This is a genomic window from Arthrobacter sp. Y3223166 (assembly GCF_059090935.1).
Genome location: NZ_JBNHGE010000015.1, coordinates 43,068 through 62,401, shown reverse-complemented (window position 1 = coordinate 62,401; position 19,334 = coordinate 43,068). Strand labels below are relative to the sequence as shown.

Genomic DNA, 19,334 nt, shown 5'->3' with positions numbered 1-19,334 from the left:
AAGGGAGACATTGTGGCACTGGACGTGCTAACCGACCTCACGAAGGTCCGCAATATCGGCATCATGGCCCACATCGATGCCGGCAAGACCACCACTACCGAACGCATCCTGTTCTACACGGGTGTGAACCACAAGCTCGGCGAAACTCACGACGGTGCGTCGACCACTGACTGGATGGAACAGGAAAAGGAACGCGGCATCACCATCACCTCCGCCGCGGTGACTTGCTTCTGGAACCAGAACCAGATCAACATCATCGACACCCCGGGCCACGTGGACTTCACTGTGGAGGTGGAGCGTTCGCTGCGCGTCCTCGACGGTGCCGTTGCTGTCTTCGATGGTAAGGAAGGCGTGGAGCCGCAGTCGGAGACTGTGTGGCGCCAGGCCGACAAGTACGAAGTTCCGCGTATCTGCTTCGTCAACAAGATGGACAAGCTCGGCGCCGACTTCTACTTCACGGTAGACACCATCATCAAGCGCCTGGGCGCAAAGCCGCTGGTCATGCAGCTGCCAATCGGCTCCGAGAACGACTTCATCGGCGTCGTCGACCTGATGACCATGAAGGCACTGGTATGGGAAGGCGACGCCAAGGGCGACGTCACCATGGGTGCTGCCTACGAGACCCGGGAGATCCCCGCGGACCTGCAGGCCAAGGCCGAGGAATACCGCGCGCAGCTCGTTGAGACCGTGTCCGAGTCCTCGGACGAGCTCATGGAGAAGTACCTCGAAGGCGAAGAGATTTCGATCGACGAGCTGAAGGCCGGCATCCGCAAGATGGTCGTCAACTCGGAGATCTACCCGGTCTTCTGTGGTTCTGCCTTCAAGAACCGCGGTGTGCAGCCGATGCTCGACGCAGTCATCGACTACCTGCCGTCCCCGGTCGACGTTCCCTCGATGGTCGGTCACGACCCCAAGAACGAGGAAATCGAACTGACCCGCAAGCCGAACGAGGAGGAGCCGTTCTCGGCCTTGGCCTTCAAGGTTGCGGCGCACCCGTTCTTCGGCCAGCTGACCTTTATCCGGGTCTACTCGGGCAAGGCCACTTCCGGTACGCAGTTGCTGAACACCACCAAGGGCAAGAAGGAGCGCATCGGAAAGCTGTTCCAGATGCACGCCAACAAGGAAAACCCGGTGGAAGAGGTGCATGCAGGCCACATCTACGCGGTGATCGGCCTGAAGGACACCACCACCGGCGACACCCTGTCGGCCGTCGATGCACCCATCGTGCTCGAGTCCATGTCCTTCCCGGAGCCGGTGATCTTCGTGGCCATCGAGCCGAAGACCAAGGGCGACCAGGAAAAGCTCTCCACGGCGATCCAGAAGCTCTCCGCCGAGGACCCGACGTTCACCGTTTCGCTGAACGAAGAGACCGGCCAGACCGAAATCGGCGGCATGGGCGAGCTGCACCTGGACATCCTGGTGGACCGCATGCGCCGCGAATTCAAGGTCGAGGCCAACGTGGGCAAGCCCCAGGTTGCCTACCGTGAAACCATCAAGAAGGCTGTCGAAAAGGTCGACTTCACCCACAAGAAGCAGACGGGTGGATCCGGCCAGTTCGCGAAGGTCCAGGTCTCCTTCGAGCCGCTGGACACCAGCGACGGCGCCTTCTACGAGTTCGAGAACAAGGTCACCGGTGGCCGTATTCCGCGCGAATACATCCCCTCGGTCGACGCTGGCATCCAGGATGCCATGCAGCTCGGCATTCTGGCCGGCTACCCGCTGGTCGGTGTCAAGGCCATCCTGCTCGACGGCGCATACCACGACGTCGACTCTTCGGAAATGGCCTTCAAGATCGCTGGTTCCCAGGTCTTCAAGGAAGGCGCACGCCGCGCCAACCCGGTCCTGCTCGAGCCGCTGATGGCCGTCGAGGTACGTACCCCTGAGGAATACATGGGCGACGTGATCGGCGACCTGAACTCCCGCCGTGGACAGATCCAGTCCATGGAGGACGCTAGCGGCGTGAAGGTTGTGCGCGCTAACGTTCCGCTTTCCGAAATGTTCGGCTACATCGGCGACCTGCGTTCCAAGACGCAGGGCCGCGCGGTGTACTCGATGCAGTTCGAAAGCTACGCTGAGGTCCCGAAGGCTGTTGCCGACGAGATCATCCAGAAGACGCGCGGCGAGTAAACCCCAGGGTGGCGGGTCCTTATCCGTAAGGATCCGGCACGCCGTGCAGGCGGCCGGTCGGCTCACGCAGCCGGCCGCCGGCACAACCCACTGACGGAACCGCGCAAGTTTTTGCCGGTACCTGACGGAACCAGTAATTTCACCAAATACAAAAGCCCGAAGTAGACTTGTTCAAGTTTCGGCCGTGACAATCGCGTCCGAAGAGCAAATCTTCTCAACACGTTCTAGGAGGAACCCGTGGCGAAGGCAAAGTTCGAGCGGACTAAGCCGCACGTCAACATTGGCACCATCGGTCACGTTGACCACGGTAAGACCACGTTGACCGCTGCCATTTCCAAGGTGCTTGCTGACAAGTACCCCGATCTCAACGAGCAGCGTGACTTCGCAGCTATCGACTCTGCCCCGGAAGAGCGCCAGCGCGGCATCACCATCAACATCTCGCACGTCGAGTACCAGACCGAGAAGCGCCACTACGCACACGTGGACGCCCCCGGCCACGCCGACTACATCAAGAACATGATCACCGGTGCCGCCCAGATGGACGGCGCAATCCTGGTGGTTGCCGCGACTGACGGCCCGATGGCCCAGACCCGCGAGCACGTTCTGCTGGCCCGCCAGGTTGGCGTTCCGACGCTGCTGGTGGCCCTGAACAAGTCGGACATGGTTGAGGACGAGGAACTGCTCGACCTGGTCGAAATGGAAGTCCGTGAGCTGCTCAGCTCGCAGGAGTTCGATGGCGACAACGCACCGGTCATCCGCACTTCCGGCCTGAAGGCCCTGGAAGGCGACGCCCAGTGGGTCAAGTCTGTCGAGGACCTGATGGACGCCGTTGACGAGTACATCCCGGACCCGGTCCGCGACAAGGACAAGCCGTTCCTGATGCCGGTTGAAGACGTCTTCACCATCACCGGCCGCGGCACCGTGGTGACCGGCCGCGCCGAGCGCGGTACCCTCGCCATCAACTCCGAGGTCGAGATCGTCGGCATCCGCCCGGTCCAGAAGACCACGGTTACCGGTATCGAGATGTTCCACAAGCAGCTCGACGAAGCATGGGCAGGCGAGAACTGTGGCCTGCTGCTGCGCGGTATCAAGCGCGAAGACGTGGAGCGCGGCCAGGTTATCGTGAAGCCGGGTTCGATCACCCCGCACACCGATTTCGAGGCCAACGTCTACATCCTGTCCAAGGATGAAGGCGGCCGCCACAACCCGTTCTACTCGAACTACCGTCCGCAGTTCTACTTCCGCACCACCGACGTGACCGGCGTTATCACCCTCCCCGAGGGCACCGAAATGGTCATGCCGGGCGACAACACTGAGATGACCGTTGAGCTCATCCAGCCGATCGCCATGGAAGAGGGCCTCGGCTTCGCTATCCGTGAAGGCGGCCGCACCGTTGGTTCGGGCCGCGTCACCAAGATCACCAAGTAACTCTGTGATCTGCTGACCGGAGGTTTCCGGTCGGAGGCAGGAGAACCCCCGCCGTCTCAGGACGGCGGGGGTTCTTTCTTTTAATGATGCGCCGGGTGTGATGCTGCGCGCACGCTCCGGGCGCGCCTTCGGTCATGGTCCTTCCGTTTCAGATGTTCTGGTGCAGGCAGAGAATGTTGCCCTCCGTGTCCGGGAACCAGGCGCAGCGCTGGTGGCCGGTCACCGCGATGTGGTTCTCGGTCTTGAGGCCCGGCAGGTCGTAGTCCGCGAAGTCGACGCCGCGGCCGGCCAGTTCGGACATCTCGGTTTCCAAATCGGCCACCTCGAAGCTGATCGAGGTGTGGTCCGACGTGTCTGCGTCCGGTCGGACGATGAGTTCTACCGCGGTGGAACCGTCGCTGGAGAATAGGAACGAATCCTCTCCGAGCGGGCCGGCCGGCTGCAGGCCTAGGGAATCCTGGTAGAACGCGCGCGCCCGGTCCATGTCCTTCACGGGCAGGACCGTCGTCATGGTTTTGGTGCTGAGCATGGTTGTCCGGCTTCCTGGGAGCATCTGCGGTGGACACTCCCAGAATAGTCTCGGCCGGGGCCCCGGGAACTGGCGGACGGGCACGAATTTTGACCGCCGACCAGTAGGATCGGAACCATGGAATGGCTGATCGTGTGGATCGTCCTGGGGCTCGTTGCCGCGGTGGTCGGGGCGGTGTCCTGGGGCAGGCGGTACTTCCGCCACGAACTGGACCGTGCCCGCCGCATCCGGCGAGCCGACGGCGGGCGGTAGCGAAGCGCCGGGGACCGGCGAACGCGCCGGCGGGCCGTCAGGCCTGACCCGGTGCTGCCACCGCCGGCTCGGTCTGCCCGGCCGCCTCGCCGGCACCGGCACGAGTGCGGCGCGCGGCCACATCCTTCAGCCAGTGGAAGGACGCCTTGCGGATCCGCTGCTGGGTGGCGAAGTCCACGTACACCAGGCCGAAGCGCTGGCTGTATCCGGCCGCCCATTCGAAGTTGTCCATCAGCGTCCACACGTAGTAGCCGCGCAGGTCGATGCCGGCTGCGGGCCCGTCCGGCGCCGTCGCGGTGAGCGCGGCCTCCAAATGCGAGGCCAGGTAGTCGATCCGCCGCACGTCGGCGACCGACGGCTTCTTGGTCAGCGCGTCGCGGACCACCACATCCTTGAAGCTGGCGCCCCCCTCGGTGATGTAGACCGGCGGCAGATTGGGGTAACGCCCGGCCATCTGGGCCAGGGCGACCTGCAGGTAGTCGGGTGCCACGGGCCAGCCGAATTCTGTCCGGTCATACCCCGGCCACGCGGCCAGGTGGAACGGCAGCTCGCCGCCCTGCTCCCAGAGCAGCTCGGGCAGGCCGTCGGGGATCGCCTCCGGCCCGGTCAGCGGCCCCGGGCCGATGCCGATCCTGGTGGGGAAGTAGTAGTTCAGCCCGTAGAAGTCCAGCGGCTGGCTCATCACCGCCAGGTCCTCGTCCGGAATCTCGCGCAGGTACTGGAGTGCGGGCTTGAGCACCGGGTTGAACGTTGGGTAGCGGCCCAGCAGCACCGGGTCCGAAAACATGCCGTTGTGGAGCACGTCGTACAGTTCCACCAGCACATCGTGGGCCAGCCCGTCCTTGGCGCCCACCACGGGGGAGTAGACGTTCGTGATGCCCGCATCGCCCGTGATCCCGCCGGCCCGCAGGGCCGAGAGGCTGAGTCCGTGCGCGAGGATGAGGTGGTGCGCGGCCGGCAGGGCGTCGAAAAGCCCGGCCTGGCCGGGAGCATGGACGCCGAGGCCGTAGCCGTTGAGGGTGACGGTGGTCGGCTCGTTGATCGTGACCCAGCGGTCCACCCGGTCGCCGAACTTGTCCGCGGCGATCGCCGCGAAGTCGGCGAGCCGGTACGCGGTATCCCGGTTGAGCCAGCCGCCGCCGTGCTCCAGCGGCAGCGGGGTGTCCCAGTGGTAGAGCGTGCACATCGGGGAGATGCCCCGGGCCAGCAGTTCATCCAGCAGGCGGTCGTAGAAGTCGATGCCGCGCTGGTTGACCGGCCCCTGTCCGCCGGGCTGGATCCGTGGCCAGGACAGCGAGAACCGGTACGAGTCAACGCCGAGCTCGGCCATCAGCGCGACGTCCTCCGGCATCCGGTGGTAGTGGTCGCAGGCCGCGTCCGCCGTCGCGCCGCCGGCAATCCGCCCGGGCTCGTGCGAAAACGCGTCCCAGCCGGAGGGTCCTCGGCCGTCCTCGGCCACGGCGCCCTCGATCTGGAATGCCGCCGTCGCCACTCCCAGGGTAAAGTCGGACGGGATCATTGCCGCCAGGCGCCCGCTGTCCATTGCCATTCGCTGCTGTCCTCCTGAAACCTGGTCTCTCGTGTGCGGCGCCCGCAGGAGCGGGCTGGCACCAGCATCGCACTGCCGGCTGGTCCGCGCCATAGCCTGGCGGCGGGGGAGCGGGCACCGGCCCGGGGGCCGATTCGCAATCAGGGCCGAAGTCTGCCACACTAGATGAGTTGTTCAAGCGCTTTTGCATGTCTTCGTGCGAAGCTGGGTCCCGCCCGGGATAATGCCCGGGGCAGGGTCAGGCTCCACGGATTTCAAGAAGCCCAAATATAACCCACCCTCCATTTTGAGCGGGCGGAGTGCGCAGAATGTTCGCGACACGCCCGACCGCGGGGGTCGGAGCCTCAGCAGGGTGAGGAACCCGGATTTATCCGGATTCAGTCTGCCGGAGGAGCGCCAGGCCAGGAGCGATCCAGCCGTCGGGGCGCATCAGGAGAAAGTCAACAGAGCAGCACTGAGAAAGAGAGCGGAGACGCCATGGCGGGACAGAAAATCCGCATCCGTCTGAAGTCATATGACCATGAGGTCATTGATGTTTCAGCACGGAAGATCGTTGAGACGGTCACGCGTGCAGGCGCAACGGTAGTGGGCCCCGTGCCGCTGCCCACCGAGAAGAACGTGTACTGCGTTATCCGGTCGCCGCACAAGTACAAGGACAGCCGGGAGCACTTTGAAATGCGCACCCACAAGCGGCTGATCGACATTATCGATCCCACGCCCAAGGCCGTCGATTCGCTGATGCGGCTCGACCTGCCGGCGGACGTGAACATCGAAATCAAGCTGTAGGGGAGTGAGTATTTTGTCTACCACTACACGCCAAGTAAAGGGACTGCTGGGCACCAAGCTCGGCATGACCCAGGTCTGGGACGAGAACAACCGGCTCATCCCGGTCACGGTCGTCAAGGCCGACTCCAACGTCATCACCCAGCTGCGCTCTGCGGACGTCGACGGCTACACCGCCGTCCAGATCGGCTACGGCCAGATCGACCCGCGCAAGGTGACCAAGCCGCTGGCCGGCCACTTCGAGAAGGCCGGGGTTACCCCGCGCCGCCACGTGGTTGAGCTGCGCACCGCCGATGCCGGCTCCTACGAGCTGGGCCAGGAACTCTCCGTGGAACTGTTCGAGACCGGCCAGAAGGTCGACGTCGTCGGAACCACCAAGGGTAAGGGCTTCGCCGGTGTCATGAAGCGTCACGGCTTCGCCGGTGTGGGTGCCTCGCACGGCGCGCACAAGAACCACCGCAAGCCCGGTTCCATCGGTGGCGCGTCCACTCCGGGCCGCGTTTTCAAGGGCATGCGCATGTCCGGCCGCATGGGTGCCGTCCGCCAGACCACGCTGAACCTGACGGTTCACGCTGTGGACACCGAGAACTCGCTGCTCTTGATCAAGGGTGCCGTTCCCGGTGCCCGCGGCTCGGTCGTTCTCGTCCGTTCCGCTGTGAAGGGAGCCTAGTTCAATGGCCAACACGCTCAAGGTTGACCTGCCTGCAGAGATCTTCGACGTCCAGACCAACGTGCCGCTGCTGCACCAGGTCGTCGTCGCCCAGCTCGCTGCTGCCCGGCAGGGAACCCACAAGACCAAGACCCGCGCCGAGGTTTCCGGTGCCGGCCGCAAGCCGTTCAAGCAGAAGGGCACCGGCCGCGCCCGCCAGGGTTCGATCCGCGCCCCGCACATGACCGGCGGCGGCGTCGTGCACGGCCCGACCCCGCGCGACTACAGCCAGCGCACCCCCAAGAAGATGAAGGCCGCTGCCCTGCGCGGCGCCCTCTCGGACCGGGCACGCAACGGCCGCATCCACGTCGTGGAGGCACTGGTTGCCGGCGACAAGCCGTCCACCAAGGCCGCTACCGAGGCCCTGCGCGCCATCACCGACCGCAAGAACCTGCTCGTAGTCATCGAGCGCGCCAACGATGTGGCGGCCCTGAGCCTGCGCAACATCGAGGCTGTTCACACCATTTACGTGGATCAGTTGAACACCTACGACGTGCTCGTTTCCGACGACGTGGTCTTCACCCAGGCCGCCTACGAGGCATTCATCGCAGCTAAGGCAACTGCCAAGGAGGACGCCAAGTGAGCGCGACCACCACAAAAGATCCCCGCGACGTGATCCTTGCTCCCGTCGTTTCGGAGAAGAGCTACGGCCTGATCGACGAAGGTAAGTACACCTTCCTGGTCGACCCCCGCTCGAACAAGACCGAGATCAAGCTGGCCGTGGAGAAGATTTTCTCCGTCAAGGTCGACTCGATCAACACCATCAACCGTGCCGGTAAGCGCAAGCGCACCAAGTTCGGATGGGGACAGCGCAAGGACACCAAGCGCGCAATTGTCACCCTGAAGGAAGGCACAATCGACATCTTCGGCGGTCCGCTTTCTTAAGCGGAGACCACTTTAACGAGGAATTGAACTATGGGAATCCGTAAATACAAGCCGACTACACCGGGCCGTCGCGGCTCGAGCGTAGCCGACTTCGCTGAAATCACGCGATCGACGCCGGAAAAGTCGTTGCTGCGCCCGCTGACCAAGTCAGGTGGACGTAACAACTCCGGCAAGATCACTACCCGCCACAAGGGCGGCGGACACAAGCGCCAGTACCGTCTGATCGACTTCCGTCGCCACGACAAGGACGGCGTGCCCGCCAAGGTCGCTCACATCGAGTACGACCCGAACCGCACCGCGCGGATCGCCCTGCTGCACTACGTTGATGGCACCAAGCGCTACATCCTGGCTCCGGCCAAGCTGAAGCAGGGGGACACGGTCGAGGCCGGCGCCAGCGCCGACATCAAGCCGGGCAACAACCTGCCGCTGCGCAACATCCCCGTCGGTACGGTCATCCACGCCGTGGAGCTGCGCCCGGGCGGCGGTGCCAAGATGGCCCGCTCCGCCGGTGCCTCCGTGCAGCTGGTGGCCAAGGAAGGCAAGTACGGCCAGCTCCGGCTGCCGTCCGGCGAAATCCGCAATGTTGATGTGCGCTGCCGCGCAACCATCGGCGAAGTGGGCAACGCCGAGCAGTCCAACATCAGCTGGGGCAAGGCCGGCCGCATGCGCTGGAAGGGCGTTCGCCCGACCGTCCGCGGTGTGGCCATGAACCCGATCGACCACCCGCACGGTGGTGGCGAGGGCAAGACCTCCGGTGGCCGTCACCCGGTCAACCCGAATGGCAAGCCCGAGGGCCGCACCCGCCGCCCGAACAAGGAAAGCGACCGCCTGATTGTGCGTCGCCGTCGTACTGGCAAGAACAAGCGATAGGAGCCTGGGAACATGCCACGCAGCCTGAAGAAAGGCCCCTTCGTCGATCAGCACCTCTTCGTGAAGGTAGCTGCAGAGAACGAAAAGGGCACCAAGAACGTCATCAAGACGTGGTCCCGCCGTTCGATGATCGTGCCCGACATGCTCGGACACACGATTGCCGTACACGACGGACGCAAGCACATCCCGGTGTTTGTCACTGAGTCGATGGTCGGGCACAAGCTCGGCGAATTCGCCCCGACGCGGACCTTCCGCGGCCATGTGAAGGACGACCGCAAGGGCAAGCGCCGCTAGGCGCTGCTCTTACGGCAGAAGACGAGAGAAGGAAAGCAATGGAAGCCAAGGCTATTGCGCGCCATATTCGCGTGACGCCTATGAAGGCCCGGCGCGTCGTCAACCTTGTTCGTGGCAAGCAGGCGAATGAGGCTCTGGCAATTCTGAAGTTTGCCCCGCAGGCAGCTTCGGAGCCGGTCAGCAAGGTACTCGCGTCGGCAGTCGCCAACGCCCGCGTTATCGCGGACCGCGACGGCGTCGCCTTTGACGAGAGCGACCTGTACATCAGCGAAGCATTCGTAGATGAAGGCCCCACCATGAAGCGGTTCCAGCCGCGCGCCCAGGGGCGTGCCTACCGCATCAAGAAGCGGACCAGCCACATCACGCTTGTTGTCGCTACCCCGGAGAAAGAGGAGGACCAGTAAGTGGGACAGAAAGTAAACCCGCACGGATTCCGACTCGGTATCACCACCGACCATGTCTCCCACTGGTTCGCTGACAGCAACAAGGCCGGCCAGCGCTACAAGGACTTTGTCCGCGAGGACGTGAAGATCCGCCAGCTGATGTCCACGGGCATGGACCGCGCGGGCATCGCGAAGGTTGAGATCGAGCGTACCCGTGACCGCGTGCGTGTGGATATCCACACCGCCCGCCCCGGCATCGTGATCGGCCGCCGCGGCGCCGAAGCAGACCGCATCCGCGGCGAGCTGGAGAAGCTCACCGGCAAGCAGGTGCAGCTGAACATCCTCGAGGTCAAGAACCCGGAGATCGAAGCGCAGCTGGTTGCCCAGGGCATCGCCGAGCAGCTGACCTCCCGCGTGGCCTTCCGCCGCGCCATGAAGAAGGCCATGCAGTCCGCGACCCGCGCCGGCGCCAAGGGCATCCGTGTCCAGTGCTCCGGTCGCCTCGGCGGCGCCGAAATGAGCCGCTCGGAGTTCTACCGCGAAGGCCGTGTGCCCCTGCACACGCTGCGGGCGAACATCGACTACGGCTTCTTCGAGGCCAAGACCACGTTCGGCCGCATCGGCGTCAAGGTCTGGATCTACAAGGGCGACGTGACCGCGAAGGAACTGGCGGCCCAGCAGGCTGCCGCTCCGTCCTCGCGTGGCCGCGGCGACCGTCCGGGCCGCCCTGCCGGTGGCGAGCGCCGTCGTCGTAATGACCGTCCTGCCGCTCCCGCCGCAGGCGAGGGCGCAGCCAAGGCCGAGGCACCTGCCGCTGAGGCAGCAGCGCCGGCGGCAGAAGGAGGAGAAGCTTAAATGCTTATCCCACGTCGAGTTAAGTTCCGTAAGCAGCACCACCCGGGTCGTTCCGGCGCTGCTTCCGGCGGCACCGAGGTCAGCTTCGGCGAGTGGGGTATCCAGGCTCTGACGCCGGCATACGTCACCAACCGCCAGATCGAAGCGGCCCGTATTGCGATGACCCGCCACATCAAGCGTGGCGGCAAGGTTTGGATCAACATTTATCCGGACCGCCCGCTGACCAAGAAGCCGGCCGAAACCCGCATGGGTTCCGGCAAGGGTTCGCCGGAATGGTGGGTCGCCAACGTCAAGCCGGGACGGGTTCTGTTCGAACTGTCCGGTGTCAATGAAGAGGTAGCTCGCGAGGCCCTGCGCCTGGCGATCCACAAGCTGCCGTTGAAGGCACGCATTGTGCGTCGCGAAGGTGGTGAATAGAAATGGCAGTTGGTTCAAAGGAACTGGCAACCGATCAGCTCGAGACTTTCGATAAGGACCGTCTCGCAGAGGAGCTGCGCAAGGCCAAGGAGGAGCTGTTCAACCTCCGTTTCCAGTCCGCCACCGGTCAGCTGGAAAACCACGGCCGCCTGAAGGCCGTCAAGCGGGACATCGCGCGCATCTACACCGTGCTGCGTGAGCGCGAGCTGGGCATTCGTCCCGAGGTCGTTGCTTCTGCGGAGGCTCCGGTTGAGGAGAAGAAGGCCAAGAAGGCTAAGAAGTCTGAAAAGGCCGCCGAAGCCGAAACCGCCGAGACCGAAACCCCCGCTTCGGAGGATGAGGCCAAGTGAGCGAAAACACGAACAAGGATGCAACTGTGGAAGAAGCCACTCCGGCTCGCGGTTACCGTAAGACCGCCCGCGGCTACGTCGTCTCGGACAAGATGGAAAAGACCATCGTGGTCGAGGTTGAGGACCGCGTGAAGCACGCGCTGTACGGCAAGGTGATCCGCCGGACCGAGAAGCGCAAGGCCCACGACGAGCAGAACTCCGCCGGCATCGGCGACCTGGTTCTGATCGCCGAGACCCGGCCGCTGTCCGCCACCAAGCGGTGGCGCCTGGTCGAGATCATCGAAAAGGCCAAGTAGGACCTACGTCCTGCGCGGGGCCCGCCTGCCGAGCGGGCGGGCCCCGCACCCTTAAGTTTCCCTTCCGGCACAAGAGGATCCCGGTCCGCCGGAGCAGCCGGAAGGGTTTGGAAGGGACCGTGGTTTCGGCCGCGGACCCTTTGAAAAGCACAAGCCCCTGGCCGTGATTTCACGTCCGGGGTGTCTTGGTCATAAACTAGTAATCTTGCCTGTGCCGTTTGGAAAGACCATCCATCCTTCCGCATGGACAGAATAGGCAAATTCCCGCAACCGCCTTCGGACCGCACACGCGTGCGGTCAGGGGGAGTTACGGTGCGGGCTACCCATATCCGTTCCGCAAGGCTCAGCAATGAGAACCGGCGCGACGACAGGAGTAATAAGTGATTCAGCAGGAGTCGCGACTGAAGGTCGCCGACAACACGGGTGCCAAGGAAATCTTGACCATCCGCGTTCTCGGTGGATCCGGCCGTCGCTACGCAGGCATTGGCGACACCATTGTTGCCACCGTCAAGGATGCAATTCCCGGCGGCAACGTCAAGAAGGGTGACATCGTCAAGGCTGTCATCGTTCGCACCAAGAAGGAACGCCGCCGTGCGGATGGTTCCTACATCAAGTTCGATGAGAACGCAGCCGTGATCCTCAAGAACGACGGCGACCCCCGCGGTACCCGTATCTTCGGCCCGGTCGGCCGTGAGCTTCGCGACAAGAAGTTCATGAAGATCATCTCGTTGGCTCCGGAGGTGCTGTAGTCCATGGCTAAGTACAAGATCAAGAAGGGTGACCTGGTTCAGGTCATCACCGGTGCCAAGGCTGAGCGCGGCGGCGACCGCGGCAAGCAGGGCAAGGTCCTGAAGGTGTTCACGGAGTCCAACCGGGTGCTGGTCGAAGGCGTTAACCGCGTCACCAAGCACACCAAGGCCGGGCAGTCGGAACGCGGCACGAAGACCGGTGGCATCGAGACCGTTGAGGCCCCGATCCACATCTCGAACGTGGCGATCGTCGATCCCGAGACCAAGAAGCCGACCCGCGTTGGCTACCGCACCGAAACCGTCGAGCGTGATGGACGTGAGCGCACTGTGCGCATCCGCGTGTCCAAGGCCTCCGGGAAGGACCTCTAATGACTGAGACTGTCACCAAGATCGTCCCCCGCCTGAAGACTCGCTACGCCGGCGAGATCAAGCAGGCTCTGCGGGACGAGTTCAAGTACGAGAACGTGAACCAGGTTCCCCGCCTGGTCAAGGTCGTAGTCAACATGGGTGTTGGAGATGCCGCCAAGGACTCCAAGCTCATCGACGGCGCCGTGCGCGACCTGACCCAGATCACCGGTCAGAAGCCGCAGATCACCAAGGCCCGCAAGTCCATCGCCCAGTTCAAGCTGCGCGAAGGCATGCCGATCGGCGCCCACGCGACGCTGCGCGGCGACCGCATGTGGGAATTCGTGGACCGCCTGGTCACCCTGGCCCTGCCCCGTATCCGCGACTTCCGCGGCCTCAACGGCAAGCAGTTCGACGGCAACGGCAACTACACCTTCGGTCTGACCGAACAGTCCATGTTCCACGAGATCGATCAGGACAAGATCGACCGCGTGCGCGGTATGGATATCACCGTAGTAACCACTGCAAAGACCGATGACGAGGGCCGCGCGCTGCTGAAGGCGCTGGGCTTCCCGTTCAAGACCGAAGATTAATTAGCTACGTGAAAGGTCCCGCCCCGGCGCCCAGCGCTGACCGGAGCGAGGAAACCGTTACGAGGAAGGGCAAGAGCCCACAATGACTATGACAGATCCTGTCGCAGACATGCTCACGCGTCTGCGCAACGCCAACTCGGCATACCACGACTCAGTGTCGATGCCGTACAGCAAGCTCAAGGCTCGCGTCGCCGACATCCTGAAGGCCGAAGGCTACATCGCCGGCTGGAAGGAAGAAGAGGCCGAGGTTGGCAAGAAGCTGACCCTGGAACTCAAGTTCGGTCCGAACCGCGAGCGTTCCATCGCCGGCATCCGCCGCATCTCCAAGCCCGGTCTGCGCGTTTACGCGAAGTCCACCAACCTGCCGCACGTACTCGGTGGCCTGGGCATCGCAATCCTGTCCACCTCTTCCGGGCTGATGACTGATCGTCAGGCCGGCAAGAAGGGCGTGGGCGGCGAAGTCCTCGCTTACGTCTGGTAACGGAAAGGAAGAGATTAAATGTCACGTATTGGACGTCTCCCCATCACCGTTCCCGCAGGCGTTGAGGTCAAGATCGACGGCAACGTCGTCTCCGTCAAGGGCGCCAAGGGCGAGCTGAGCCACACTCTGGCTTCGCCCATCACGGCTTCCCTGGACGAGAACACCATCACCGTCTCCCGCCCGAACGACGAGCGCGAATCGCGGTCCTTGCACGGCCTGACCCGCACGCTGATCAACAACATGATCGTCGGCGTCACCGAAGGCTACAAGAAGAACCTCGAGATCGTCGGCACCGGTTACCGTGTGCAGGCCAAGGGCTCGGACCTCGAGTTCGCCCTCGGCTTCAGCCACCCGGTGGTCGTCAACGCACCCGAGGGAATCACCTTCGCCGTGGAGGGCGCCACCAAGCTCTCCGTTTCCGGTATCAACAAGCAGCAGGTCGGCGAAGTTGCTGCCAACATCCGCAAGCTGCGCAAGCCCGACCCCTACAAGGGCAAGGGCGTTCGCTACGCCGGCGAGCAAATCCGCCGCAAGGTCGGAAAGGCTGGTAAGTAAACCATGGCGATCAGCATTAATAAGAAGCGGACCTCGAAGTCCAAGTCCGCAGCACGCGGCCGCCGCCACCTGCGCGTCCGCAAGCGCATCACCGGTACCGCGGTCCGTCCGCGCCTGGTGGTCAACCGCTCCGCACGCCACATCTTTGTCCAGGTTGTCGATGACAGCAAGGGCATCACCGTGGCTTCCGCTTCCACCATGGAAGCCGACCTGCGGGCGCTCGACGGCGACAAGTCCGCCAAGGCAAAGCGCGTCGGTGAGCTCGTTGCCGAGCGTGCCAAGGCTGCCGGTGTTGAGGCCGTGGTCTTTGACCGCGGCGGCAACCGGTACCACGGCCGTATCGCAGCGGTTGCCGACGGCGCACGTGAAGGTGGGCTGGCACTGTGACCGCTGAGAACAACGAAAAGGAAACTCAGGTGACTGAAGCAACTGAGACCGCTGCCGCGGGATCCGCTGAAACCACCGCTGCTTCCGGCCAGGAGGACCGCCGCGGCGGCCGTCGTGGCGAACGCGGTGGCAGCGACCGTGGTGGCAACGACCGTGGCGGCCGCGGCCGTGGCCGCGACAACGCCCGCGACGCCGAGAAGGACAAGTTCCTCGAGCGCGTCGTCACCATCAACCGCGTGTCCAAGGTCGTCAAGGGCGGCCGCCGCTTTAGCTTCACGGCCCTGGTAGTTGTCGGCGACGGCAACGGCATGGTCGGCGTGGGCTACGGCAAGGCCAAGGAAGTTCCGGCAGCGATCGCCAAGGGCGTGGAAGAGGCCAAGAAGTCCTTCTTCCGCGTGCCGATCATCGCCGGCACCGTTCCGCACCAGGTGCAGGGCGAAGCCGCTGCAGGCGTTGTCATGCTGCGTCCGGCTGCTGCCGGTACCGGTGTGATCGCCGGTGGCCCGGTCCGCGCCGTGCTCGAGTGCGCCGGTATCCACGACGTGCTCTCCAAGTCGCTCGGCTCGGCCAACGCGATCAACATTGTGCACGCTACAGTCGATGCGCTGCGTCGCCTGGAGGAGCCCCGCTCCGTGGCTGCCCGCCGTGGCCTGCCCCTGGACGAGGTTGCGCCGGCTATCCTGCTGCGCAACATGCAGAAGGCAGGTGCGTAATGACCACACCCAAGAATCTGACTCCGTCGGATGCGCAGTTGGAAATCACGCAGATCAAGTCCGTCATTGGCGGCAAGCAGAACCAGCGCGACACGCTGCGTTCACTGGGCCTGAAGCGCATCGGACACACCGTTGTCCGCAGCGCCGATGCAGTGACCGTCGGCATGGTCAACACTGTTTCTCACCTGGTGAAGGTTGAGGAGGCGAAGTAAAAATGGCAGAAGAGAACAAAACTCTGAAGGTCCACCACCTGCGTCCTGCCCCCGGTGCCAAGACCGCCAAGACCCGTGTCGGTCGTGGTGAAGGCTCCAAGGGCAAGACCGCCGGTCGCGGTACCAAGGGTACGAAGGCCCGTTACCAGGTCAAGGCTGGCTTTGCCGGCGGCCAGCTGCCGCTGCACATGCGCCTGCCGAAGCTGCGCGGCTTCAAGAACCCGTTCAAGGTGGAATTCCAGGTCGTAAACCTGGACAAGCTCAACGAGCTGTTCCCCGAGGGCGGCGAAGTGACCGTGGACGCCCTGGTGGCCAAGGGTGCGGTTCGCAAGAACCAGCCCGTGAAGGTCCTGGGCACCGGCGACATCACCGTCAAGGTCGATGTGAAGGTTGACGCCTTCTCCGCCAGTGCCGCTGAAAAGATCGCCGCCGCCGGCGGCACCGTGACGGCGCTCTAGCAGCCCGTGACTGGTGGGGTCTTTTAGCAGCCTCTGACTGAACTCGTGGTGGCCGGTTTACGCCGGCCGCCACGAGTTCAGCCGCTTTAAGGCACACCACGTATTCTTAACCCGTTTAATGCGAACGGGCCGAGCCGATAGACTCGGATCTTGTGACTTGCCGCGCAGCGGCATCAGAAACTTCTTGGGAGGACGCTTGCTTAGCGCAATTGGCCGGGCATTCCGGACGCCGGACCTGCGGCGCAAGTTGCTGTTCACGCTCGGCATCATGACGGTCTACCGCATGGGCGTCTTCATCCCCGCCCCCGGCGTGGACTACGGCAACGTGCAGCAGTGTCTGGCGCTGGGCAACACCAGCGGCGGGCTGTACCAGTTCGTCAACCTCTTCAGCGGCGGTGCGCTGCTGCAGGTGTCCATCTTCGCCCTCGGCATCATGCCGTACATCACCGCCAGCATCATCGTGCAGTTGCTGCGCGTCGTCATTCCCCGGTTCCAGGAACTGCATCAGGAAGGCCCGCAGGGCCAGTCCAAGCTCACGCAGTACACCCGTTACCTGACCATCGCGCTGGGCCTGCTCAACGCCACGACGCTGGTGTCGCTGGCGCGGACCGGCGCCCTCCTGGGGGACTGCCCGGTCCCGATCATCCCCGAGGACAACCTGGTCACGATCTCCCTGATCATCCTGACCCTGACCGCAGGCACCGGCCTGATCATGTGGATGGGCGAGCTGATCACCGAGAAGGGCGTCGGCAACGGCATGTCCCTGCTGATCTTCATCTCCATCGCCGCCGGTTTCCCGAGCTCGCTGGGCGAGATCTGGAACACCCAGGGCGTGAACGTGTTCCTGGGCGTGCTGATCGTCGGCCTGCTGACCGTCGCCGCGGTGGTCTTCGTGGAACAGTCGCAGCGCCGCATCCCCGTGCAGTACGCCAAGCGCATGGTGGGACGCCGCACGGTCGGCGGCACCAGCACCTACATCCCGATCAAGGTGAACATGGCCGGTGTCATCCCGGTAATCTTCGCGTCGTCGATGCTGTACCTGCCGTCCCTGATCGCCCAGTTCAACACGCCGGCCGACGGAACCACCGCGCCGCCGGAGTGGGTCAACTGGATCAACACCTACCTGGTCAGCGGGGACTCGCCGTTCTACATGGCGGTCTACTTCGCACTGATCGTCTTCTTCACCTACTTCTACGTGGCGATCACGTTCAACCCCGAGGAAGTGGCGGAGAACATGAAGAAGTACGGCGGCTTCATCCCGGGCATCCGGGCCGGCCGCCCCACGGCGGAGTACCTGCAGTACGTGCTGGCCAGGATCACTCTGCCCGGCGCGCTCTACCTGGGCATCGTCTCGCTCATCCCGCTGATCGCCCTGGTACTGATCAACGCCAACCAGAACTTCCCGTTCGGCGGCGTCTCCATCCTCATCATGGTTGGTGTGGGCCTGGAGACCGTCAAACAAATCAACGCACAACTACAGCAACGTCACTACGAAGGACTTCTGCGATGACACAAATGCTCATTATCGGCCCGCCCGGATCGGGCAAAGGCACCCAGGCCTCCCGCATCTCCGACCGGCTGGGCATCGTCGCGATCTCCACCGGAGACATCTTCCGAGCCAATGTGAAGGAAGAGACGCCGCTCGGCGTCGAGGCCAAGAAGTACATCGACAAGGGCGAGTTCGTGCCGGACAGCGTCACCAACAACATGGTGCGCGACCGGTTGAAGCAGCCCGACGCCGCCGACGGCTTTCTGCTGGACGGCTACCCCCGCACCGGCGGCCAGGTCGACGAGTTGGACAGCATCCTGGCCGATGCCGGCTCGCAGCTGGACATCGTGCTGCAGCTGACCGCCGACGACGAGGAGCTGGTCAAGCGCCTGCTCGGCCGCGCCGCGCAGGAAGGCCGCAGTGACGACAACGAAACCGTGATCCGGCGCCGGCTGGCCCTGTACCACGAGCAGACGGAGGCCGTGGTGAGCCGTTACGCTGACCGCGGGATCGTCGCGACCGTTGACGGCATCGGCGATATCGACGAGGTCACCGAGCGCATCATGTCCGCGCTCAAGTCCGTCACGGCCTGACACCCCGCCAGACAGTTAGAAGAGGCAGCCCATGGCCTTCGGCCAGCCCAGCATCGAATACAAGACCAAGGACCAGATCCGGAAAATGCGGACCGCCGGCCTGGTGGTCAGCCGCGCCCTGGACGCTGCGGTTGCCGCAGCCGTCCCCGGCGCGACGACCGCGGATGTGGACGCGGCCTTCGAAGCGGTGCTGGACGAGGCCGGGGCCAAGAGCAATTTCAAGGGCTACCACGGCTTCCCCGCAACGGTCTGCGTGTCCGTCAACGAGGAAGTGGTTCATGGAATCCCGGGCGGTAAGGTGCTCGGCGACGGGGACATCATCTCGATCGACGGGGGCTGCAGCATTGACGGCTGGCACGGCGACTCCGCCCGCGGCGTGATCGTGGGCACCGCCGATCCGGAAGACCAGCGGCTGTCCGACGTCACGGAGGAGGCCATGTGGCACGGCATTGCCGCCCTCGCCACCGGCCACCGCGTGGGCGACATCGGCAACGCCATCGACGACTACGTCTCCTCCGTGCCGGGCAAACCGTTGGGCATCCTGGAGGACTACGTGGGCCACGGCATCGGCACCGCCATGCATCAGGCCCCGGACGTGCTGAACTACCGGACGAACCACCGCGGCCCGAAGATCCGTCCCGGGCTCTGCCTGGCCATCGAACCCATGCTGGTGCGCGGGGACATCGAGACCAAGGTGCTGGACGACGACTGGACCGTCGTGACCACGGACGGCTCGCGGTCCTGCCAGTGGGAGCACACCGTGGCAGTGCACGACGGCGGCATCTGGGTTTTGACCGCCGAAGACGGGGGAGCGGCCAGGCTGGCTCCGCTGGGGGTTACCCCGGTACCGCTGGACTAAACGCCCGCTGCCACACCCTTGGCCTGACGTCATCGAAAGGCCGGGTCCCGCTGGATCCATCGTCCAGCCGGCCCGGCCTTTAGAGGTTAATCCGCATCCTGCCCACCCGGGGCGGCCTGCCGCGGCTGGGCGAAGGGATGCGCACGGACACCGCACCGCGACCCGGTCCGCCG

28 protein-coding genes are annotated in these 19,334 nt (G+C 64.1%); 26 read left to right on the top strand and 2 right to left on the bottom strand.

Annotated features, from left to right (window positions below):
- Positions 1-12 precede the first annotated feature (12 nt).
- On the top strand, positions 13-2,127 hold the full coding sequence (fusA, locus tag AC5RUH_RS09215; protein WP_494128403.1) for an elongation factor G: 2,115 nt from the start codon (positions 13-15) through the stop codon (positions 2,125-2,127).
- 237 nt (positions 2,128-2,364) lie between these two features.
- Positions 2,365-3,555 (top strand): elongation factor Tu, encoded by a 1,191-nt coding sequence (gene tuf / locus AC5RUH_RS09210; protein WP_493940539.1) that lies wholly within the window; start codon positions 2,365-2,367, stop codon positions 3,553-3,555.
- Positions 3,556-3,703: 148 nt separating this feature from the next.
- On the opposite strand, the gene AC5RUH_RS09205 is transcribed toward tuf, so the two are convergent.
- A complete protein-coding gene (locus tag AC5RUH_RS09205; protein ID WP_494000481.1) occupies positions 3,704-4,084 on the bottom strand; it encodes a VOC family protein in 381 nt (126 codons plus the stop codon).
- A 117-nt stretch (positions 4,085-4,201) separates the two neighbouring features.
- On the opposite strand from AC5RUH_RS09205, the gene AC5RUH_RS09200 reads away from it, so the two are divergent.
- Positions 4,202-4,336, top strand: coding sequence for a hypothetical protein (locus AC5RUH_RS09200; protein WP_494000480.1), 135 nt, complete (start codon positions 4,202-4,204; stop codon positions 4,334-4,336).
- 37 nt (positions 4,337-4,373) lie between these two features.
- On the opposite strand, the gene AC5RUH_RS09195 is transcribed toward AC5RUH_RS09200, so the two are convergent.
- Entirely contained in the window at positions 4,374-5,885 is a 1,512-nt protein-coding gene (locus tag AC5RUH_RS09195) for a glycoside hydrolase family 1 protein (protein WP_494075228.1), read from the bottom strand.
- A gap of 477 nt (positions 5,886-6,362) precedes the next feature.
- Here AC5RUH_RS09195 and rpsJ point away from each other — a divergent pair, with 477 nt between their 5' ends.
- The 23 genes from rpsJ to map all read left to right on the top strand — a co-directional run bounded on the left by rpsJ (position 6,363) and on the right by map (position 19,161).
- The gene (gene rpsJ / locus AC5RUH_RS09190) at positions 6,363-6,671 is read left to right on the top strand and encodes a 30S ribosomal protein S10 (protein WP_003803825.1); all 309 of its coding nucleotides are present in this window, start codon (positions 6,363-6,365) and stop codon (positions 6,669-6,671) included.
- Between the two features lie 13 nt (positions 6,672-6,684).
- Positions 6,685-7,338, top strand: a complete 654-nt coding sequence (rplC, locus tag AC5RUH_RS09185; RefSeq protein ID WP_493979219.1) for a 50S ribosomal protein L3 — start codon at positions 6,685-6,687, stop codon at positions 7,336-7,338.
- A gap of 4 nt (positions 7,339-7,342) precedes the next feature.
- On the top strand, positions 7,343-7,960 hold the full coding sequence (rplD, locus tag AC5RUH_RS09180) for a 50S ribosomal protein L4 (protein WP_494000478.1): 618 nt from the start codon (positions 7,343-7,345) through the stop codon (positions 7,958-7,960).
- The gene (gene rplW, locus AC5RUH_RS09175; protein ID WP_493941555.1) at positions 7,957-8,262 is read left to right on the top strand and encodes a 50S ribosomal protein L23; all 306 of its coding nucleotides are present in this window, start codon (positions 7,957-7,959) and stop codon (positions 8,260-8,262) included. Before rplD ends, rplW begins: the two co-directional genes overlap by 4 nt.
- Before the next feature lie 30 nt (positions 8,263-8,292).
- Positions 8,293-9,132, top strand: a complete 840-nt coding sequence (gene rplB, locus AC5RUH_RS09170; protein WP_493979217.1) for a 50S ribosomal protein L2 — start codon at positions 8,293-8,295, stop codon at positions 9,130-9,132.
- A gap of 12 nt (positions 9,133-9,144) precedes the next feature.
- Entirely contained in the window at positions 9,145-9,426 is a 282-nt protein-coding gene (rpsS, locus tag AC5RUH_RS09165; protein ID WP_074701289.1) for a 30S ribosomal protein S19, read from the top strand.
- Positions 9,427-9,464: 38 nt separating this feature from the next.
- Positions 9,465-9,830 carry a 50S ribosomal protein L22 gene (rplV, locus tag AC5RUH_RS09160; RefSeq protein WP_136784918.1) on the top strand — a complete coding sequence of 122 codons (366 nt, stop codon included), beginning with the start codon at positions 9,465-9,467 and terminating at the stop codon, positions 9,828-9,830.
- The gene (gene rpsC, locus AC5RUH_RS09155; RefSeq protein WP_494101425.1) at positions 9,831-10,664 is read left to right on the top strand and encodes a 30S ribosomal protein S3; all 834 of its coding nucleotides are present in this window, start codon (positions 9,831-9,833) and stop codon (positions 10,662-10,664) included. It begins immediately after the preceding gene.
- The gene (gene rplP / locus AC5RUH_RS09150; protein ID WP_493979215.1) at positions 10,665-11,081 is read left to right on the top strand and encodes a 50S ribosomal protein L16; all 417 of its coding nucleotides are present in this window, start codon (positions 10,665-10,667) and stop codon (positions 11,079-11,081) included. It begins immediately after the preceding gene.
- Between the two features lie 2 nt (positions 11,082-11,083).
- Positions 11,084-11,431, top strand: a complete 348-nt coding sequence (gene rpmC / locus AC5RUH_RS09145; RefSeq protein ID WP_494101424.1) for a 50S ribosomal protein L29 — start codon at positions 11,084-11,086, stop codon at positions 11,429-11,431.
- Positions 11,428-11,727 (top strand): 30S ribosomal protein S17, encoded by a 300-nt coding sequence (gene rpsQ / locus AC5RUH_RS09140; protein ID WP_494000476.1) that lies wholly within the window; start codon positions 11,428-11,430, stop codon positions 11,725-11,727. Before rpmC ends, rpsQ begins: the two co-directional genes overlap by 4 nt.
- Before the next feature lie 380 nt (positions 11,728-12,107).
- The gene (rplN, locus tag AC5RUH_RS09135; protein WP_127511069.1) at positions 12,108-12,476 is read left to right on the top strand and encodes a 50S ribosomal protein L14; all 369 of its coding nucleotides are present in this window, start codon (positions 12,108-12,110) and stop codon (positions 12,474-12,476) included.
- A gap of 3 nt (positions 12,477-12,479) precedes the next feature.
- Positions 12,480-12,845, top strand: a complete 366-nt coding sequence (rplX, locus tag AC5RUH_RS09130) for a 50S ribosomal protein L24 (RefSeq protein WP_493979212.1) — start codon at positions 12,480-12,482, stop codon at positions 12,843-12,845.
- The gene (gene rplE, locus AC5RUH_RS09125) at positions 12,845-13,414 is read left to right on the top strand and encodes a 50S ribosomal protein L5 (RefSeq protein ID WP_493989348.1); all 570 of its coding nucleotides are present in this window, start codon (positions 12,845-12,847) and stop codon (positions 13,412-13,414) included. The genes rplX and rplE overlap by 1 nt, the downstream gene beginning before the upstream one ends.
- A gap of 82 nt (positions 13,415-13,496) precedes the next feature.
- Positions 13,497-13,895: a 30S ribosomal protein S8 gene (rpsH, locus tag AC5RUH_RS09120; RefSeq protein WP_136784914.1), complete on the top strand. Its 399-nt coding sequence runs from the start codon at positions 13,497-13,499 to the stop codon at positions 13,893-13,895.
- 18 nt (positions 13,896-13,913) lie between these two features.
- Entirely contained in the window at positions 13,914-14,450 is a 537-nt protein-coding gene (rplF, locus tag AC5RUH_RS09115) for a 50S ribosomal protein L6 (protein ID WP_494000475.1), read from the top strand.
- A 3-nt stretch (positions 14,451-14,453) separates the two neighbouring features.
- Positions 14,454-14,837, top strand: a complete 384-nt coding sequence (gene rplR, locus AC5RUH_RS09110; protein WP_127511074.1) for a 50S ribosomal protein L18 — start codon at positions 14,454-14,456, stop codon at positions 14,835-14,837.
- A complete protein-coding gene (gene rpsE, locus AC5RUH_RS09105; protein WP_493989347.1) occupies positions 14,834-15,550 on the top strand; it encodes a 30S ribosomal protein S5 in 717 nt (238 codons plus the stop codon). The genes rplR and rpsE overlap by 4 nt, the downstream gene beginning before the upstream one ends.
- The gene (gene rpmD / locus AC5RUH_RS09100) at positions 15,550-15,762 is read left to right on the top strand and encodes a 50S ribosomal protein L30 (protein WP_127511076.1); all 213 of its coding nucleotides are present in this window, start codon (positions 15,550-15,552) and stop codon (positions 15,760-15,762) included. The genes rpsE and rpmD overlap by 1 nt, the downstream gene beginning before the upstream one ends.
- Positions 15,763-15,764: 2 nt before the next feature.
- Positions 15,765-16,220, top strand: a complete 456-nt coding sequence (gene rplO / locus AC5RUH_RS09095; protein WP_493979208.1) for a 50S ribosomal protein L15 — start codon at positions 15,765-15,767, stop codon at positions 16,218-16,220.
- A 196-nt stretch (positions 16,221-16,416) separates the two neighbouring features.
- Entirely contained in the window at positions 16,417-17,730 is a 1,314-nt protein-coding gene (gene secY / locus AC5RUH_RS09090; protein ID WP_493979207.1) for a preprotein translocase subunit SecY, read from the top strand.
- Positions 17,727-18,302, top strand: a complete 576-nt coding sequence (locus AC5RUH_RS09085; protein WP_494128402.1) for an adenylate kinase — start codon at positions 17,727-17,729, stop codon at positions 18,300-18,302. The genes secY and AC5RUH_RS09085 overlap by 4 nt, the downstream gene beginning before the upstream one ends.
- Positions 18,303-18,333: 31 nt before the next feature.
- A complete protein-coding gene (map, locus tag AC5RUH_RS09080) occupies positions 18,334-19,161 on the top strand; it encodes a type I methionyl aminopeptidase (RefSeq protein ID WP_494000473.1) in 828 nt (275 codons plus the stop codon).
- The last annotated feature ends 173 nt before the right edge of the window (positions 19,162-19,334 follow it).